Here is a 17,146-nt window from a genome sequence, read left to right on the forward strand (position 1 = left end):
TGGCAGGCGGAAGGTGCGCTCAAGCGTGCCATAGCCGATCCGCGCCGCGTGGCCGAGGGGGCGCTCGGCGCCGGACCTGCCGGTGCGAGCGGCAGCCTCGCGCTCAAGGCGCTCACGGGGCGCTGGTAACCCGCGCTCGGCGCAGCCGCAGCCAGAGCAGCGAACCGCCCGCCAACGCCAGTGCCGGGAACATCGCGGCATTGACCGAGAACCAGCCCTGCGCGGGCAGACCCCCCGAGCAGTTCATCAGCCCGCCCGACGACAGCGAGGCCAGCGTCACGAAGCCGAACACCATCGTGTCGTTGAGCCCTTGCACCACGCCGCGCTCCTCGGGGCGGTGCTCGGCGGTCAGCATCGTCGTGGCGCCGATGAAGCCGAAGTTCCAGCCGAGGCCCAAGAGGATCAGCGTGGCGTAGAACAGCGGCAGCGTCGTGCCGGCAAGGCCCGTCAGGCCCGCCAGACCCAGAAGCGCCAGCCCCGCGCCGACCACCTTCGGCGCGCCGAAGCGCGCGATCAGGTGGCCGGTGAAGAAGGAGGGCACGAACATCGCCAACACATGCGCCGAGACGATGTCATTGGCATGATCGCGCCCATGCCCCATGCCGACCACCGCGAGCGGGGTCGATGTCATCACGAGGTTCATCAGCCCGTAAGCCACCATGCCGCACAGGATCGCGACGAGAATGCCCGGCTCGCGCAGAAGCGCGCGACGTGAGCGGGCGGCGCGGGGCGCGACCTGCGGATAGCTGCGCGTGCCCGCAGGCAGGTCGAGCCCGAGAAACAGGAATAGACCGCCGAGATTGAGCGCCATCACCGCGAGGTAGCTGCCGAGGAACGGCACGGCAAAGGCGTCGAGCACCGCCTTGTTGAGCTGCGGGCCGATGATCGCGGCGCCGAGGCCCCCCGCCATGACCCATGAGATCGCCTTTGGCCGGAACGCCTCCGAGGCGCTGTCGGCGGCGGCGAAGCGGTAGAACCCCTGCGCCGACATGTAGATGCCGGTGACGAAGGAGCCGATCAGCACTAGTGCGAAGGACCCCATGAGAAGGCCCAGCGCCGCCAGCGCCGCCCCCAGCGCACCCGCCAGACCGCCGATCACGAAGCCCAGACGCCGCCCGCGCCGCTGCATCAGCGGCGACAGCCACGGCGCCGTGGTCATGGAGCCGAAGACGATGAGCGAGATCGGCAGCGTGGCGAGGCAGGCATTGGGCGACAGCTCTGCCCCGACCAACCCGCCGATCACGAAGAGGATCGGCATTTGCGCGCCAAGGATCGCCTGTGCCGCGACAAGGAAGGCGGTGTTGCGCTTTGCGCGGTGATCGTCGGAGATAGGTGCTGATGTCATGCTTTACCGGTAGCGCCCCATGGCATCCCTGTCACGCCCGATCGATCAGATGCGCAAAGGAGCCGCAGGCCCGGCCTTGTCGAAGGCCCATCGGTGCCAGCTCCGCGCCCTCGGCATCGCGCGCCTCGAACAGTGGATCGCCATGGGCCGCTACCGTGGTGGCGTAATGAAACTCATGCGCCGTCCACGCCCCCGCGAATGGCCCCTGTGTTGCTTTCACATGCCGATAGCCCAGATGCAGCTTCCGCGTCGCGAAGGAGGTAGACAGGTGCAGCAGCCCGGCCATGCGATGCGGCGTGCCTTCGGCATCGGTCAGCCATTCGCCCATGACCATGTAACCGCCGCATTCTCCATATACATCAGATACTTTCGAGGCATTTCGCAGGCTCTGCATGAAGGTGTCGGCGGCCGCCAGCTGCCCCGCATGAAGCTCAGGGTAGCCGCCCGGCAATAGAACGAGGTCCGCTTTTGGGACCGCCTCATTCTCCAAGGGCGAGAATGGCAGGATCTCGGCGCCCCGGCCGCGCCAGTCGGCCAACAGGTGCGGATAGGCGAAGGCGAAGGCGCGATCTTGTGCCAAGGCGATGCGCTGTGCCGGGGGCGGCAGACGGGGGCCTTCCTGGGGCGGCATGGCCGTGGCGCTGGAGGCCAGCTCGGCCAGTGCGTCGAGGTCGAGATGCGCCTCGACCAGATCGCCGGCGCGGTCGAGGAAGGCGTCGAGATCGGGACGCTCATGCGCCTGTACCAGCCCCAGGTGGCGGGAGGGATGCGACAGCTGCGCGTCACGCGGCACGGCGCCGAGCACCTTCATGCCGATGCCCGCCAGCGCGCGGCGCAGCATCGCCTCGTGCCGGGGCGAGCCGACGCGGTTCAGGATCACCCCATCGATGCGCAGGGCGGGATCGAAGCCTGCAAAGCCCGCGACCAAGGGCGCCACGGACTGTGCCATGCGCGCGGCATCCACCACCAGCACCACAGGCAGGCCGAGCGTCCGCGCCAGATCGGCGCTGGCACCGCGTCCCTCGGGCGGCGCGCCGTCGAAGAGGCCCATCGCGCCCTCGACCACAATCGTGCCGCTCCCCCCCGCCAGAGCGGCGATCCGGGCGGGGCCCATGGCCCAGGCATCAAGGTTGAAACAGGGCGCGCCACAGGCGGCCTTGTGAAAGCGCGGGTCGATGTAGTCGGGCCCCGATTTCGCGCCCCGGACGGAAAGGCCGCGCCGCGCCCATGCGCGCAACAATCCGAGCGTCACCGTCGTCTTGCCCGAGCCCGAACTCGGCGCCGCGATCAGCAGGCCGGGCATCAGCCCTGCTCGGCGGGCCGTCCGCGCCCCAGGGGATCGAGATCGCGCGGCGCCTCACCCGCAAGCTGGCTCTGCCAGTCGAGCACCTGCCGCATCAGGGCCGCGCGGCCAATACAGATGATGGCGGGCGGCTCGAGGCGGCTCTCGGCGATGTCCTCGGCCATCCGGTCGAGCCGGGTCTCCAACACCTGCTGCGCGGGCGTGGTGGCGCTGGCCACGATCGCGACCGGTTCATCGGCGGCGCGCCCCGCGGCCAGCAGCGCATCGGCGATGGCGTGGGCGTGCTTCATGCCCATGTAGATCACGATCACCTGGCTGCCGCGCGAGATCGCGGCCCAGTCGAGCGAGGCGGGCGTCTCGCCCGATTGGTCGTGGCCGGTGACGAAGGTCACCGATTGATTCACGTCGCGATGCGTCACGGGAATGCCCGCATAGGCCAGCCCGCCGATCCCGGCGCTGATGCCCGGGATGATGCGCACCCGTACGCCATGCTGGATCAGCGTCTGCGCCTCTTCGCCGCCGCGCCCGAAGACGAAGGGATCGCCGCCCTTGAGCCGGAGCACCCGCCGCCCGGCGCGGGCGAGATCCACGAGCCTGAGCGAGATGTCGCGCTGCTTGGCCGAGGGCTTGCCGCCGCGCTTGCCGGCATAGATCTTCTCCGCCTCGGGCGCCCAGTCGAGGATGCGCTCGTCGACCAGCGCGTCATAGACGATCACGTCGGCCTGCCGCAGCGCGTTGAGCGCGTGCAGGGTCAGAAGGCCCGGATCGCCGGGCCCCGCGCCGCAAAGCCAGACCCAGCCGGGTTCGAGAGCGGGCCAGTGATGGGCGGGGAGAGAGATCGAGTCGGTCATGGCATCGTTATTGCCGCGCGCCGGGCGCGAGGAAACCCCGGATGCGCTTTCCACCCGCGCGGCACGCGCCTAATGTCGCGCCATGAGCAACGCAGCCCCCCTTCGCCGTGGATGGACCACCGGCGCCTGCGCCGCCGCCGCGACGCGGGCGGCGCTTTTGCGGCTGTGGGGGGGCGACTGGCCGAGCGAAGTCTCGATCACCCTGCCGCGCGGCGAGACGCCGGTTTTCGCCGTGGCGCATCGCGCCGAAGGGCCGGGTTGGGCCGAGGCGGGGATCGTCAAGGATGCGGGCGACGACCCGGATGTGACGCATGGCGCGCTGATCGTGGCGCGGGTGCGGGCGGGCGCGGGGGGCGTGAGTTTCCGAGCGGGCGAGGGTGTGGGCATGGTGACCAAGCCCGGCTTGCCGATCCCGGCGGGCGAGCCTGCGATCAACCCGGTGCCGCGCGCGATGATGGAGGAGGTGGTGGCCGAGATCGCCGCCGATCTCGCCCGTGCGCCGGATGTGGAGATCACGATCCGCGTGCCCGGCGGCGCGGCGCTGGCGGAAAAGACGTGGAATCCGAGACTTGGGATAACGGGGGGGCTTTCGATCCTCGGCACCACCGGCATCGTGCGCCCCTTTTCCTGCGCCGCCTGGATCGCCTCGATCCATCGCGGTGTCGACGTGGCGCGGGCGGCAGGGCTCGGACATGTGGCAGGCTGCACCGGGGCGACGTCCGAGAAGGTGGTCCAGGCGCTGCACGATCTGCCCGATCACGCCATGCTCGACATGGGCGATTTCGCAGGCGGCATGTTGAAATACATCATTAAGCACCCCGTGCCGCGCGTCACCATCGGCGGCGGCATCGGCAAGATCACCAAGCTGGCGCAGGGTGCGGTGGATCTGCATTCGGCGCGTTCCCAGGTCGATTTCGCCGCCCTGGCCGATCTCGCGGGCGTGCCCGCCATCGCGCAGGCCAACACGGCGCTTGAGGCCTCCCGCATGGCCCCCGATCTGGGGCAGCGCGTGGCCGAGGCCGCACTGGCGCGACTGTCCGATCGCTTCGGCACGGCGCAGGACGGCAGCCATGTCGCCTTCGACGTGGTGGTGATCGACCGGGCCGGCGCGATTTTGGGGCGCGCCTCGTGACGGTGCTCGTGCTCGCCGGCACGCGCGAGGGGCGCGAGATCGCCGCCGGTTTGGCAGCGCGCGCCATTCCGGTCCTCGCCTCGCTCGCCGGGCGCACGCGACGGCCGTTGGAGGCGGGCGTGCCGCTGCGCACGGGCGGTTTCGGCGGGGCGGACGGCTTTCGCGAGACGCTGGCGGAACAAGGCATCAAAGCGGTGATCGACGCCACGCATCCCTTCGCCGAGGCCATCACGCAGCGCACCGCGCGGATCTGCGCCGAGGACGGGCTGCCGTACGTCGTCCTGCGCCGCCCGGGCTGGCAACCCCGCCCCGGCGACGACTGGACCCGCATCGCGCGCGAGGCCGATCTCGCCGCCCATGTGCCGCGCGGCGCGACCGTGTTCCTGGCCACCGGGCCGCAGCGGATCGAGGCCTTCACCGGGCTCGAAGGCCGCCGCGTGCTGTGCCGCCGGATCGATCCGGCGCCGGGGCCGTTTCCCTATGAGAATGGCGACTGGGTCGTCTCGCGCCCGCCCTTCTCGGTGGATGACGAAACGGCGCTGTTCTCGCTTCTGGGCGTCGATGTGTTGGCGACCAAGGATTCGGGCGGCGAGGACGGGCGCGCCAAGCTCGCCGCGGCGCGCGCGCTGGGGCTGAAGGTTGTCCTGCTCGACCGCCCTCCGCTGCCCGAAGGCGCGCAAGTGGTCGAAACGGTGGAGGCTGCATTGAACTGGGCGGAGAACTCATGAGCGAACGCATCATCACCCATGAGGATCACGTGGCCGAGGGGGCGGCGTGGCTGGCGGCGAACACCGATCATTTCGGGCGGCTTCTGGAGATCACCGGGCCGCTGCCGCTGCGCCGCACGTCCGATGGCTTTGGCCAGCTCTGCTCGGCCATCGTCAGCCAGCAGGTTTCCACCGCCTCGGCGCGTGCGATCCGCGGGCGGCTTGAGACAGCCGACCTGATGCGGGCCGAGACCATCGCGAGCGCGGATGACGAAGCCTTGCGTGCCTGCGGGCTGAGCCGACAGAAGATGCGCTACCTGCGCGCGCTCGCCGTCTCGGGCATCGATTTCGACAGCTTGCGCGACGCCCCCACGGATGAGGTCGTCTCCACCCTGACCGCCGTGACCGGCATCGGCGTCTGGACGGCCGAGATCTACGCGATGTTCGCGCTGGGCCGGGCGGATGTCTTCGCGCCCGGCGATCTGGCCCTGCAGGAAGGGGCGCGGCATCTGCTGGGGCTGGAGGAGCGGCCCAAGGAGCGCGCGATGCGCGAGATCGCGCTGCAATGGTCGCCCTGGCGCGCGGTTGCGGCGCGGGGGCTGTGGGAATACTACCACCACGTGAAGGGTAGGGAAGGAATCCTATGACGCGCGCATTGCAATCGGGCCGGGTGGAGCCGCAGAGCGGCGAATTGCGCTCGGCAGTGATCTTCCTGCATGGCTACGGCGCCAATGGCGCAGATCTGCTGGGCCTTGCCGAGCCGCTGGCCGAGCACATGCCCGACACGCTGTTTCTCGCCCCCGACGCGCCCGAGGCCTGCATCGGCGCGCCGATGGGCTTCCAGTGGTTTCCGATCCCCTGGATCGACGGGTCGAGCGAAGAAGAGAGCCGGCAGGGTCTCGGGCGCGCCGCCGACGATCTCAACGCCTTTCTCGACGGTGTCATGGTGGACGAGGATTTGCTGCCTGAGCAGGTTATGGTCGTGGGCTTTTCGCAAGGCACGATGATGGCGCTGCACGTGTTGCCGCGCCGCGAGGATGCGATCGCGGGGCTCGTGGCCTTTTCCGGCCGGCTTCTCGAGCCCGAGCTTCTGGCCGACGAGGTGCAGAACCGGCTGCCGATCCTCTTGGTGCATGGCGACATGGACGAGGTGGTGCCGCCGCAATCGCTCCCCGAGGCGGCGCAGGCGCTGCAGGAGGCGGGCTGGACCGATCTTTATGCCCATGTGATGAAAGGCACCGCGCATGGCATCGCGCCCGACGGGCTCGAAGTGGCGCTGGCCTTCATGCGCGAGCGTCTCGGCATCACCCGCTGAGCGAACCGCCCGCCGCAACCGTCATCCGCGTGTCATCCGCCACTGTCATCTTCGCAGTGGCGGGGACACGACCTTGGCACTTGCCAGCCTCTCGCCGCCAGATATAGTCGATGTACGGCAGGAGCGGGGCTCCCGCTCTGGTCGTCCGAATAGGGCTGCGAGAGCGAGGACGGACTCACGATGCAAGGCGACTTCAGAACCGAATTCGTACGCGATCCGGTGGGGCTCAGGCAGCATCCCGCGCTGGTGCTCAACGCCGATTATCGTCCCTTGTCCTATTACCCGCTGTCGCTCTGGCCCTGGCAGGAGGCGGTGAAGGCGGTGTTTCTCGACCGGGTCGATATCGTCGCCGAATACGAGGCGGAGGTGCATTCGCCCTCCACGGTGATCCGAATACCCTCCGTGGTGGTTCTCAGAGATTATGTAAGACCCCAGAAGCGCGTGGCTTTCACGCGCTTCAATCTTTTTCTGAGGGATGGTTTCCGCTGTCAGTACTGCGGCTCGAAGGGCGATCTCACCTTCGATCACGTGATCCCGCGCGCGCGTGGTGGCGTCACCAGCTGGGAGAACGTCGTCGCGGCCTGCGCGCCGTGCAACCTGCGCAAGGGCTCCAAGAGCCTGCGCCGTTCGGGCCTGAGCCTGCGCCGCGCGCCGCGCCGCCCCGGCGCCGAGGAGTTGCGCGACCGAGGCCGCGGCTTCCCGCCCAACCACCTGCATGACAGCTGGGTCGATTTCCTGTATTGGGACGCTGAACTCGAAGCCTGATCGCGCATTGGTTGCGCGGCCTCCGGGATCGGGTTGCGGCTCGGCTGGCGATGCCTAGACTGCGGCGAAACACGTCGTTATGAGAGCGGCGTTAGCGCTAACTGGCGGCCCCGCGGGGCCGCCCAGACGGAGACAGCCATGGTATCGCGCGTCATTCCGGTCGACACCTTCGACCTCGTCATCTTCGGCGGTACCGGCGATCTTGCGCGTCGCAAGATCCTGCCGGGCCTGTTCCGCCGCTTCCGTTCGGGCCAGATGCCCGCCGAGGCCCGCATCATCGGGGCCGCGCGCTCGGAGATGGACGATGCGGGCTACCGGCAGATGATCCGCGAGGCGATCGCCGAGTTCGGCTCCGAGGAAAAGGAGGATGCCGGCGGCATCGACGCCTTCCTCGAACGTCTGCACTACGTCGCCATCGACGCCATGGGCGAGGGCGGCTGGAAGCAGCTGCGCGACCTGATGCGCGACGGCGTCGTGCGCGCCTTCTATTTCTCGGTCGCGCCCTCGCTCTTCGGCGCGCTGGCCGAGCGGCTGCACGAGCATCGCATTGCCGACGGCGAAAGCCGGATCGTCGTTGAAAAGCCCTTCGGCCGCGATCTCGCCTCCGCCAAGGCGCTCAACGCGACGCTGGCCGAGCATTTCGACGAGAGCCAGATCTACCGGATCGACCATTATCTCGGCAAGGAAACGGTCCAGAACCTGATGGCCACACGCTTCGGCAACGTGCTGTTCGAGCCGCTGTGGAATTCGCATTACATCGACCACATCCAGATCACCGTGGCCGAGACCGTCGGCGTCGCCGGGCGCGGCAGCTACTATGACAAGTCGGGCGCGATGCGCGACATGGTGCAGAACCACCTGATGCAGCTTTTGTGCCTCATCGCGATGGAGCCGCCCTCGACCTATGACGCCGACACGGTGCGCGACGAGAAGCTCAAGGTGATCCGCGCGTTGCAGCCGGTAGAGCCCCACCAGGTCGTGCGCGGGCAATACGATGCCTCGCAGGACGGGCCGAGCTACCGCGAGGATGCGGAGAATCCGCGCAGCTTCACCGAGAGCTTTCTCGCGCTCAAATGCCATATCGCCAATTGGCGCTGGGCCAAGGTGCCGTTCTACATCCGCACCGGCAAGCGCATGAAGGCGCGCTCCTCGGAAATCGCGGTGGTGTTCAAGGACCTCGGCCACTCGATCTTCGAGGGCGACACCGCCCGGCACCGCAACATCCTGTCGATCCAGCTGCAGCCGAACGAGGGGATGGACCTGCAGGTGACGATAAAGGAGCCGGGGCCGGGGGGCATGCGGCTCGTCGACGTGCCGCTCGACATGACCTTCGCCGATGCGCTCGGCCCCGATCAGGAGGCGCCCGACGCCTATGAGCGGCTGATCATGGACGTGATCCGCGGCGACCAGACGCTGTTCATGCGCGGCGACGAGGTCGAGGCGGCCTGGGCCTGGACCGATCCGATCATCGAAGGCTGGGAGGCGCGCAACGACGTGCCCAAGCTCTACGAGGCCGGAACCGCGGGGCCGGAGGATGCGATGATGCTGATGCACCGCGACGGACGGCGCTGGCGCGAGATCAAGGGCTGAGATCGCGCCCGTCCCCCGCGGCGCGACCGGAACACGAAACCGAAAGGAACCGACGGCATGGAATTCGTCGAATACGCCGACTCCGAGATGATGATGATCGATCTCGCCGATCGGCTGGCGAGCGAGCTGCGCGCGGCGATCGCCGCGGATGGCCGCGCCAGCCTCGCGGTGCCCGGCGGCACCACGCCGGGGCCGGTCTTCGACACGCTCTCGGCCATCTCGCTCGACTGGGACAAGGTGCATGTGATGCTCACCGACGAGCGCTGGGTGCCCGAGAGCTCCGAGCGGTCCAACACCGGCCTGCTCAAGCGGCGGCTGTTCACCGGCGAGGCGGCAGCTGCGCACTACCTGCCGCTCTACGCCGAGGCCGAGCGCCCCGAGGAGAAGCTCGACGAACTGCAGCAGCAGCTCGCGCCGCATCTGCCGCTCTCGGTGGTGCTCCTGGGCATGGGCGCGGACATGCACACCGCCTCGATCTTTCCGGGCGCAGACCGCCTCGACGCGGCGCTCAACGGCGAGGAGACGCTGGTGGCCATGCGCGCGCCGGGCGCGCCCGAGCCGCGCATCACCCTGTCGGCCAAGGTGCTGCAGGATTCGATGCGCCGTCATATCGTCATCATCGGCGCCGAAAAGCGCGCCGCATTGGAAAAGGCCCAAAGCCTGAGCCCCGAGGAGGCGCCGGTGGCGGCGGTTCTCAAGGGAGCGACGGTGCATTGGGCGGAGAGCTGAGACATGTGGGATGATCTGAAGACCCGGGCCGACGCCGTGGCCGAGCGCCGGATCGAGACGCTGTTCGAAGATGTGGGACGCGCGCGCGATTTCTCGGTCAGCGCGCTGGGCATGCTGTTCGACTACGCCAAGACCAACATCGACGCGCCGACGCGCGACGCGCTGATCGCGCTGCTCGACAAGGCCGATGTCGCAGGCCGCCGGGAGGCGATGTTCACCGGCGCGCCGATCAACGAGACCGAGGGCCGCGCCGTGCTGCACACCGCGCTGCGCAATCTCGATGGCGCGGCGGTGACGGTCGAGGGGCAGGACGTGATGCCCGAGGTGCTCGACACGCTGAAACGCATGGAAGACTTCGCCCGCGCCGTGCGCTCGGGCGCGATCACCGGGCAGGGCGGCGCGATCACCGACGTGATCAACATCGGCATCGGCGGCTCCGACCTGGGCCCCGCCATGGCCGCGACGGCGCTCGCCCCCTATCACGACGGGCCGCGCTGCCATTTCGTCTCCAACGTCGATCCGGCTGACATCGCCGATGTGCTGGCCGCCTGCGACCCGGAGACGACGCTGGTGATCGTCGCCTCCAAGACCTTCACCACCATCGAGACGATGACCAACGCCCGCACCGCCAAGGACTGGATGGGGCAGGCGGTCTCGGACACCGGCGCGCAGTTCGCGGCCCTCTCGACCGCCGCAGACAAGACCGCCGATTTCGGCATCGCGCCCGAGCGGGTCTTCGGATTCGAGGATTGGGTCGGCGGGCGCTACTCGATGTGGGGGCCGATCGGCCTGTCGCTGATGATCGCCATCGGGCCGGAGGCGTTCCGCGCCTTCCTGCGCGGCGGCGAGGCGATGGACCGGCATTTCCGCGCGGCACCCTGGCAGCAGAACATGCCCGTCATGCTGGCGCTGGTGGGCATGTGGCATAACCAGGTGCTCGGCCACGCCACCCGCGCCGTGCTGCCCTATGACAATCGGCTTGCAAGGCTGCCCGCCTATCTCCAGCAGCTGGAGATGGAGAGCAACGGCAAGGGCGTGTCGATGGATGGCGAGGATCTCGGCGTCCACAGCGGCCCCGTGGTCTGGGGCGAGCCGGGCACCAACGGCCAGCACGCCTTCTACCAGCTGATCCACCAGGGCACGCGGGTCGTGCCATGCGAGTTCCTCGTCGCGGCCGAAGGCCACGAGGAGGGGCTGGAGCACCAGCACCGGCTGCTCATCGCCAACTGCCTCGCGCAGTCCGAGGCGCTGATGAAGGGCCGCGATCTCGACGAGGCGCGTGCCAAGGTCGCGGGCAAGTTCGAGGGCGACGAGCTGGAGCGCCAGGCCAAGCACCGGGTGTTTCCGGGCAACCGCCCCTCGACCACGCTGGCCTACCCGAAGCTCGACCCCGAGACGCTGGGCAAGATCATCGCGCTCTACGAGCACCGGGTCTTCGTCGAGGGCGCGGTTCTGGGCATCAACTCCTACGACCAGTGGGGCGTGGAGCTGGGCAAGGAGCTGGCCACGGCGCTGCAGCCGATCGTCGACGGGAAGGAGAGCACCGATGGCAAGGACGGCTCCACCGCGCAACTCGTGGGCTTCCTGCGCGCCAACGGCAGCTGACGGGGCGACCCGCCCGTCTTCGGTGAGAAAGGGGGGCGGTCGTCATGCGCGCCGCCCCTTTTCATCTTTCTCCAAATACGCAAATTCTCCCATCTGCGGCCCGCGCGCCCGGCGGCGGGCCCCGGCGACATGCGTATTTGCGGAAAGATGAAGGGGGTGGCGCGCTGGGAAGACGCCGCTCAGACCGCCGCGGTGACGATGATCTCGACGCGGTATTCCGGCGCGGCGAGCTTCGATTCACCGGTGTAGCGGGCGGGGGCGTGGCCCTCGGGCACCCATGCGTCCCAGGCTGCGTTCATCGCCTCGAAATCAGCCATGTCGGCGAGCCAGATCTGCGCCGTCAGCAGCCGGGTCTTGTCGGTCCCCGCCAGCGCCAGCAGGCGGTCGATCTCGGCCAGGGTCTCGCGGGTCTGCGCGCCCGCGTCATGTGCCGGGCCCTCGATCTGGCCTGCAAGATAGGCGATGCCGTTGTGAACGACGACCTGGCTCATGCGGGCGTCGGTCTCGTGGCGAATGATGTCTGTCATGGAGGGCTCCCTGTGGTGATGACCGGCGGGAGAGGTTGGAGCGGGTAACGGGAATCGAACCCGTAACTGAAGCTTGGGAAGCTTTCGTGATACCTTTTCACCATACCCGCGCGCTCTGGCCCCGAGGTAGCTATCCCGCCCGCTCTCGTCAAGCGGGTTTCGCGCCTCGGGGCCCGGAGTCAGGATCTGGCGCGCCTGCGCCGCCGCCCGCCGCCCTCGCCGCCACTGCCCGCGTTGAAGCTCGGCTCCGGCAGGGGCTGCGTGGCGCGCAAGCCTTCGAAGCCGGCCGTGGCGTGGGGGATGGCGTTGGCGGCGACGAAATGCTCCTGAAAGCGCGGCTCGATCGCGGTCTCGACCTTGGTGATCTCGCGCACCAGCGTCTCGACCTCGCGCCGCGCGGCGATCGAGCATAGCGCGATCCGCGCACCGGTCCCGGCCGCGTTGCCCGCGCTGGTGACCTTTTCGACCGGCACGTCGGGGATCATGCCGAGCACCAGCGCGTGCCTGGGGCTGATATGTGCGCCGAAGGCCCCCGCCAGCACCACCCGGTCGACCGCCTCGACCTCGCGCTCGTCCATCAGGAGCCGGGCACCGGCGTAAAGCGCGGACTTGGCAAGCTGGATCGCGCGGATGTCGCCTTGGGTGACGGTGATGCGCGGCCCGCCGGCCTCCGAGCCGTCGTGGATCAGGAAGGCATGGGTGCGGCCTTCGGCGATCATCCGTTCCGTGCCGGTCTGCTCGGCCGAGCCGATCAGCCCGCGCGCGTCCAGAAGCCCGGCGATGCGCATCTCGGCCACCGCCTCGATGATGCCCGAGCCGCAGATCCCGGTGACGCCCCCCGCGCCGACCTCCTCCCAGAATCCCGTTTCGTCGGACCATTTTTCGCAGCCGATGACGCGAAAGCGCGGCGCCTTGGTCTCGGGGTCGATGCGGATCGCCTCGATCGCGCCGGGGGCGGCGCGCTGGCCGGAGGAGATCTGCGCGCCCTCGAAGGCCGGGCCGGTGGGCGAAGAGCAGGCCAGCACCCGCGCCCGGTCCCCGAGCAGGATCTCGGCATTGGTGCCGACGTCGACAACGAGCACCAGATCGTCGGACTGGTCGGGCCGCTCGGAGAGCGCCACGGCGGCGGCATCCGCGCCCACATGCCCCGCGATGCAGGGCAGCACGTAGACCTGCGCGCCCGAATTGACCGCGCCGAGATCGAGATCGCGGGCGGGCAGGGTCATGGCATCCGAGGTGGCCAGCGCGAAAGGCGACTGGCCCAGCTCCACCGGGTCGATGCCGAGCAGCAGGTGGTGCATCACCGGGTTGCAGACGAAGACCGCCTCGACGATGTCTCGCGCGTCGATCTCGGCTTCGGCGGCCAGTTCGCGGGCGAGCCCGTCGATCGCCGCGCGCACGGCGGCGGTCATCTCCGCCGCGCCGCCCTCGTTCATCATCGCGTAGCTGACCCGGCTCATCAGGTCTTCGCCAAAGCGGATCTGCGGGTTCATGACGCCCGCCGAGGCCGCGACATGGCCGTCTTCGAGCGAGGTCAGATGCGCGGCGATGGTGGTCGAACCGAGGTCGATCGCCAGCCCCCAGAGCGGCTCGGCCCGAAAACCGGGCCAGAGATCGACGATGCTCTGCGCACCATCTTCGGTTCCGCGATGCAGCGCCACCGTCACCTCCCAGCTGCCCTTGCGCAGCGCCTGCTGCAGCTTGGCCAGCACCGGCGGCGCGACGTCGATGGTCTCGATCCGCCACTGGTGACGCAGCGCTTCCGTGAGGCGTTCGAGGTCGCCGCGCGGCTCGTGCATGTCGGGCTCGGTGACGGTGACGAAATATTTGCGCGTCGCCGGGTCCATGGCGATGGGCCGCGCATCGGCGGCCTTGCGCACCACCTGCCGGTGCACCTGGCTTTCGGGCGGCACGTCGAGCACGACGTCCGAGTTGATCTGCGCCTGGCACCCGAGGCGGCGGCCGGGCTTGAGCCCGCGGATGCGGTCGTAGCGCTCCTCGACGGCGTTGACCTCGCTCAGCGCATCCTCGGCCACGGTGACGCCATGCTTGGAGAACTGCCCCTTACCGGGGCTGATTTGGCATTTCGAACAGATGCCGCGCCCGCCGCAGACGCTGTCGAGATCGACGCCGAGGCGGCGCGCGGCGGTCAGCACGGTGGTGCCGGCGGGCACCCGGCCGCGCTTGCCCGAGGGGGTGAAGATGACGAGCGGATCCTGGGTCATGGCGGGCCTTTCGCGCGGCGGGGTCTTGGGCGGACCATAGGCGATTGCGCCGCGAGGGAAAGGGCATGGAGGCGGCGGGGCGGCGTATGGATGCGACACGCCGCTTTCGCCCTTTCCCCTCGGGAAGAACGGTGCGATAGGGACGTGCCAAACGAAGCATCCCAAAGGAGTGGTCCCGATGGAGATTCGCGAGGCTCTGACCTTCGATGACGTTCTTCTGGTTCCCGCAGCATCGAGCGTCCTGCCGTCCACGGCCGACACCCGCACGAAAGTGACGCGCGACATTGCCATGAACATCCCGCTCCTGTCGAGCGCGATGGACACGGTGACCGAGGCGCGCATGGCGATCTGCATGGCGCAGGCCGGCGGCATCGGCGTGGTCCACCGCAATCTGAGCGTGGCCGAGCAGGCCGAGCAGATCCGTCAGGTGAAGCGCTTCGTTTCGGGCACCGTCTACAACCCGATCACGCTCACGCCCGACCAGACGCTCGCCGATGCGCGCAAGCTGATGGAACAGTATTCGGTCACCGGCTTCCCGGTGGTGGGCGCCGATGGCCGCGTGGTTGGCATCGTCACCAACCGCGACATGCGGTTTGCCGCAGACGACCGCACCCCGGTTCATGCGATGATGACCTCCGAGGATCTCGCGCTGCTGCGCGAGCCCGCCGATCTCGACGAGGCGCGCAGCCTGATGAAGGCGCGCCGGATCGAGAAGCTTCTGGTCACCGACGAGGAAGGCCGTCTGACCGGCCTTTTGACGCTCAAGGACAGCGAGCAGGCCGTGCTCAACCCCTCGGCCTGCAAGGACCGGCTGGGCCGCCTGCGCGCCGCTGCCGCCTCCACCGTGGGCGACGCGGGCTATGAGCGCTCCATGGCGCTGGTCGAGGCGGGCGTCGACATCGTCGTGATCGACACGGCGCATGGCCATTCCGAAGGCGTGGCCGAGGCGGTGCGCCGTCTCAAGCGCGAGGCGGGCGAGGTGCAGATCATGGCCGGCAACGTCGCCACCGCCGAGGCGACCCGCGCGCTGATCGACGCGGGCGCGGATGCGGTCAAGGTCGGCATCGGGCCGGGCTCGATCTGCACCACGCGGATGGTGGCGGGCGTCGGCGTGCCGCAGCTCACCGCGATCATGGATTGCGCACAGGCGGCGGGCGACGTGCCGGTGATCGCCGATGGCGGCATCAAGTTCTCGGGCGATTTCGCCAAGGCGATCGCGGCGGGGGCCTCCTGCGCCATGGTCGGCTCGATGATCGCGGGCACCGACGAGAGCCCGGGCGAGGTGATCCTCTATCAGGGCCGGACCTTCAAATCCTACCGCGGCATGGGCTCTCTCGGCGCCATGGCGCGCGGCTCGGCGGATCGCTATTTCCAGAAGGACGCGGCCTCGGACAAGCTCGTGCCCGAGGGCATCGAGGGGCAGGTGCCCTACAAGGGCACGGCCAACGCGGTGGTGCACCAGCTTGTGGGCGGCCTGCGCGCCGCCATGGGCTACACCGGTCACGCAACGGTGGCGGCGATGCGCGGCAACTGCAACTTCGTGAAGATCACCGGCGCGGGGCTCAAGGAGAGCCACGTGCACGATGTGCAGATCACCCGCGAAAGCCCTAACTACCGGATCGGATAAGACCTTATTTTACTGGCCAATAGTAGGGACGGGGCCGGTTTGGGTTCCGTCTCGATCTGGAGAACGATGGCGGAACAGGACAGAACTTAACCAGAACTGGACACGATTTACTGAAGCAAACTGATGCAGTTTGAGATAGTTTCCGCGCCAAACTGATGCAGGCTTCGGCCGGCCCTTTGCACTTCCAAGTGCAGGTGAACGATACGAGGGCTCGGAGCGCAATGTCGGCTCTGAGCGGCTCTGTTGATGGCGTGGATGCCCCCTCCCGACGGCATCGCAATGTGTCACTGTGATGTGTGTGAAGCCATCACGGAAGGAGAGAGCATCCATGTCCGAAGCTGCCCTCATCGGTATCGATCTGGCAAAGCGTGTCTTCCAATTGCACGGGGCACACGACGACGGGTCGGTCGTTTTCCGCAAGAAGCTTTCGCGACCTCAATTGATGGCCTTCGTGTCACAGCAGCCAAAGTGCGTCATCGCCATGGAAGCTTGCGCGACGGCGCATAGCTGGGGTCGCGCGTTCGAGAAGCTGGGGCATGAAGTCCGCCTGATCCCGCCGATCTACGTGAAGCCGTTCGTCAAGCGCCAAAAGAACGACGCGGCGGATGCCGAAGCGATCGTAGAGGCGGCCGCGCGCCCCACCATGCGCTTTGTCGCGTTGAAATCGGAAGCGCAGCAGGCACGAGCGATGCTGTTCCGCACCCGGCAGATGTTCGTCGGCCAGCGAACCCAATTGATCAACGCTCTACGCGGACATCTTGCCGAGCATGGCTTGGTTGCTGCGAGAGGGTCTGCACATCTCAAGCGCCTTGCCGATGCGATCGAGGATGATGACACGGCGCTGCTCCAGGACATTCGCGAACTCGGCCGGATGTATCTGGAACAGATCGAGGGCCTGAATGCTCGGGTCGCGGATCTCGACCAAAAGATGAGGGGCGCGGCCAAAGAAGACGGCTTGGCGCGACGCGCCCAAACCATGCCGGGCGTCGGCCCGGTGACAGCTCTTGCCCTCGAAACCTTCGCTCCCGATCTGGCGACGTTTCGGCGGGGGCGCGATTTTGCCGCCTGGCTCGGCCTTGTGCCGAAGCAGCATTCGACCGGTGGCAAGGCGAGGCTGGGCAAGATATCGAAGATGGGCCAGCGCGACATCCGCACGCTTCTGGTCTCCGGCGCAATGGCGGTTCTCCAAGCGGTCGAACGATTTGATACCCCGAACAGTGGCTGGTTGAAGCGCCTGCTGACGCGCAAGCCACGCATGGTCGCCGCGATCGCGCTCGCCAACAAGATGGCGCGTGGCCTCTGGGCCATGATGACAAAGCAAGAGGATTACCGGAACCCGGCGGCGATGATGGCGTGAGCGCTCGACGCTTGCCACGTCGTCCCGGCACGTCGGGAGTGTGAGGAGGTCACTGAACAGTAAGGGCA

15 protein-coding genes and 1 tRNA gene are annotated in these 17,146 nt (G+C 68.4%); 10 read left to right on the top strand and 6 right to left on the bottom strand.

The features are described from left to right. Positions 1-112: 112 nt before the first annotated feature. From NHG85_RS07025 to cobA, 3 genes are read right to left on the bottom strand one after another with little or no spacing between them, the layout of a single operon-like run. The gene (locus tag NHG85_RS07025; RefSeq protein ID WP_253331069.1) at positions 113-1,345 is read right to left on the bottom strand and encodes an MFS transporter; all 1,233 of its coding nucleotides are present in this window, start codon (positions 1,343-1,345) and stop codon (positions 113-115) included. A gap of 31 nt (positions 1,346-1,376) precedes the next feature. Further along, entirely contained in the window at positions 1,377-2,648 is a 1,272-nt protein-coding gene (locus NHG85_RS07030) for a cobyrinic acid a,c-diamide synthase CobB (RefSeq protein ID WP_253331070.1), read from the bottom strand. Beyond that, a complete protein-coding gene (gene cobA, locus NHG85_RS07035; protein ID WP_253331071.1) occupies positions 2,648-3,499 on the bottom strand; it encodes a uroporphyrinogen-III C-methyltransferase in 852 nt (283 codons plus the stop codon). The genes NHG85_RS07030 and cobA overlap by 1 nt, the downstream gene beginning before the upstream one ends. Before the next feature lie 82 nt (positions 3,500-3,581). Between cobA and NHG85_RS07040 the strand changes: the two genes are divergently transcribed. The 8 genes from NHG85_RS07040 (at position 3,582) to pgi (ending at position 11,342) form a co-directional block, all read left to right on the top strand. Further along, complete coding sequence (locus NHG85_RS07040) at positions 3,582-4,631, top strand: cobalt-precorrin-5B (C(1))-methyltransferase (RefSeq protein ID WP_253331072.1); 1,050 nt, start codon at positions 3,582-3,584, stop codon at positions 4,629-4,631. Beyond that, a complete protein-coding gene (locus NHG85_RS07045; RefSeq protein WP_253331073.1) occupies positions 4,628-5,359 on the top strand; it encodes a cobalt-precorrin-6A reductase in 732 nt (243 codons plus the stop codon). Before NHG85_RS07040 ends, NHG85_RS07045 begins: the two co-directional genes overlap by 4 nt. Then, complete coding sequence (locus NHG85_RS07050; protein ID WP_253331075.1) at positions 5,356-5,985, top strand: DNA-3-methyladenine glycosylase family protein; 630 nt, start codon at positions 5,356-5,358, stop codon at positions 5,983-5,985. The genes NHG85_RS07045 and NHG85_RS07050 overlap by 4 nt, the downstream gene beginning before the upstream one ends. Beyond that, positions 5,982-6,653, top strand: a complete 672-nt coding sequence (locus tag NHG85_RS07055; RefSeq protein ID WP_253331076.1) for an alpha/beta hydrolase — start codon at positions 5,982-5,984, stop codon at positions 6,651-6,653. Before NHG85_RS07050 ends, NHG85_RS07055 begins: the two co-directional genes overlap by 4 nt. A gap of 180 nt (positions 6,654-6,833) precedes the next feature. Further along, positions 6,834-7,418 carry an HNH endonuclease gene (locus tag NHG85_RS07060; protein WP_253331077.1) on the top strand — a complete coding sequence of 195 codons (585 nt, stop codon included), beginning with the start codon at positions 6,834-6,836 and terminating at the stop codon, positions 7,416-7,418. A 138-nt stretch (positions 7,419-7,556) separates the two neighbouring features. After that, on the top strand, positions 7,557-9,008 hold the full coding sequence (gene zwf / locus NHG85_RS07065) for a glucose-6-phosphate dehydrogenase (protein WP_253331079.1): 1,452 nt from the start codon (positions 7,557-7,559) through the stop codon (positions 9,006-9,008). A gap of 57 nt (positions 9,009-9,065) precedes the next feature. Next, positions 9,066-9,737: a 6-phosphogluconolactonase gene (pgl, locus tag NHG85_RS07070; protein ID WP_253331081.1), complete on the top strand. Its 672-nt coding sequence runs from the start codon at positions 9,066-9,068 to the stop codon at positions 9,735-9,737. A 3-nt stretch (positions 9,738-9,740) separates the two neighbouring features. Beyond that, positions 9,741-11,342, top strand: a complete 1,602-nt coding sequence (gene pgi, locus NHG85_RS07075; RefSeq protein WP_253331082.1) for a glucose-6-phosphate isomerase — start codon at positions 9,741-9,743, stop codon at positions 11,340-11,342. A gap of 179 nt (positions 11,343-11,521) precedes the next feature. On the opposite strand, the gene NHG85_RS07080 is transcribed toward pgi, so the two are convergent. The 3 genes from NHG85_RS07080 to NHG85_RS07090 all read right to left on the bottom strand — a co-directional run bounded on the left by NHG85_RS07080 (position 11,522) and on the right by NHG85_RS07090 (position 14,094). Continuing rightward, on the bottom strand, positions 11,522-11,869 hold the full coding sequence (locus tag NHG85_RS07080) for a RidA family protein (protein ID WP_253331084.1): 348 nt from the start codon (positions 11,867-11,869) through the stop codon (positions 11,522-11,524). Positions 11,870-11,905: 36 nt separating this feature from the next. Continuing rightward, a tRNA-Gly gene (locus NHG85_RS07085) sits at positions 11,906-11,979 on the bottom strand. A gap of 69 nt (positions 11,980-12,048) precedes the next feature. Continuing rightward, a complete protein-coding gene (locus NHG85_RS07090) occupies positions 12,049-14,094 on the bottom strand; it encodes an ASKHA domain-containing protein (protein WP_253331086.1) in 2,046 nt (681 codons plus the stop codon). Between the two features lie 178 nt (positions 14,095-14,272). On the opposite strand from NHG85_RS07090, the gene guaB reads away from it, so the two are divergent. Both guaB and NHG85_RS07100 read left to right on the top strand, forming a co-directional pair. Continuing rightward, on the top strand, positions 14,273-15,721 hold the full coding sequence (guaB, locus tag NHG85_RS07095) for an IMP dehydrogenase (RefSeq protein ID WP_253331088.1): 1,449 nt from the start codon (positions 14,273-14,275) through the stop codon (positions 15,719-15,721). Positions 15,722-16,049: 328 nt separating this feature from the next. Then, positions 16,050-17,078 (top strand): IS110 family RNA-guided transposase, encoded by a 1,029-nt coding sequence (locus NHG85_RS07100; RefSeq protein WP_253331090.1) that lies wholly within the window; start codon positions 16,050-16,052, stop codon positions 17,076-17,078. Positions 17,079-17,146 lie beyond the last annotated feature (68 nt).

Origin of the sequence: Limimaricola litoreus (assembly GCF_024159025.1) — a bacterium.
GTDB classification, from domain to species: Bacteria; Pseudomonadota; Alphaproteobacteria; order Rhodobacterales; family Rhodobacteraceae; genus Limimaricola; species Limimaricola litoreus.

Bases quoted from the DNA above. Each gene is read 5' to 3' on its own strand.
- NHG85_RS07025 (WP_253331069.1), bottom strand. From the start codon at position 1,345: ATGACATCAGCACCTATCTCCGACGATCACCGCGCAAAGCGCAACACC.
- NHG85_RS07030 (WP_253331070.1), bottom strand. From the start codon at position 2,648: ATGCCCGGCCTGCTGATCGCGGCGCCGAGTTCGGGCTCGGGCAAGACG.
- cobA (WP_253331071.1), bottom strand. From the start codon at position 3,499: ATGACCGACTCGATCTCTCTCCCCGCCCATCACTGGCCCGCTCTCGAA.
- NHG85_RS07040 (WP_253331072.1), top strand. From the start codon at position 3,582: ATGAGCAACGCAGCCCCCCTTCGCCGTGGATGGACCACCGGCGCCTGC.
- NHG85_RS07050 (WP_253331075.1), top strand. From the start codon at position 5,356: ATGAGCGAACGCATCATCACCCATGAGGATCACGTGGCCGAGGGGGCG.
- NHG85_RS07055 (WP_253331076.1), top strand. From the start codon at position 5,982: ATGACGCGCGCATTGCAATCGGGCCGGGTGGAGCCGCAGAGCGGCGAA.
- NHG85_RS07060 (WP_253331077.1), top strand. From the start codon at position 6,834: ATGCAAGGCGACTTCAGAACCGAATTCGTACGCGATCCGGTGGGGCTC.
- zwf (WP_253331079.1), top strand. From the start codon at position 7,557: ATGGTATCGCGCGTCATTCCGGTCGACACCTTCGACCTCGTCATCTTC.
- pgl (WP_253331081.1), top strand. From the start codon at position 9,066: ATGGAATTCGTCGAATACGCCGACTCCGAGATGATGATGATCGATCTC.
- pgi (WP_253331082.1), top strand. From the start codon at position 9,741: ATGTGGGATGATCTGAAGACCCGGGCCGACGCCGTGGCCGAGCGCCGG.
- NHG85_RS07080 (WP_253331084.1), bottom strand. From the start codon at position 11,869: ATGACAGACATCATTCGCCACGAGACCGACGCCCGCATGAGCCAGGTC.
- NHG85_RS07090 (WP_253331086.1), bottom strand. From the start codon at position 14,094: ATGACCCAGGATCCGCTCGTCATCTTCACCCCCTCGGGCAAGCGCGGC.
- guaB (WP_253331088.1), top strand. From the start codon at position 14,273: ATGGAGATTCGCGAGGCTCTGACCTTCGATGACGTTCTTCTGGTTCCC.
- NHG85_RS07100 (WP_253331090.1), top strand. From the start codon at position 16,050: ATGTCCGAAGCTGCCCTCATCGGTATCGATCTGGCAAAGCGTGTCTTC.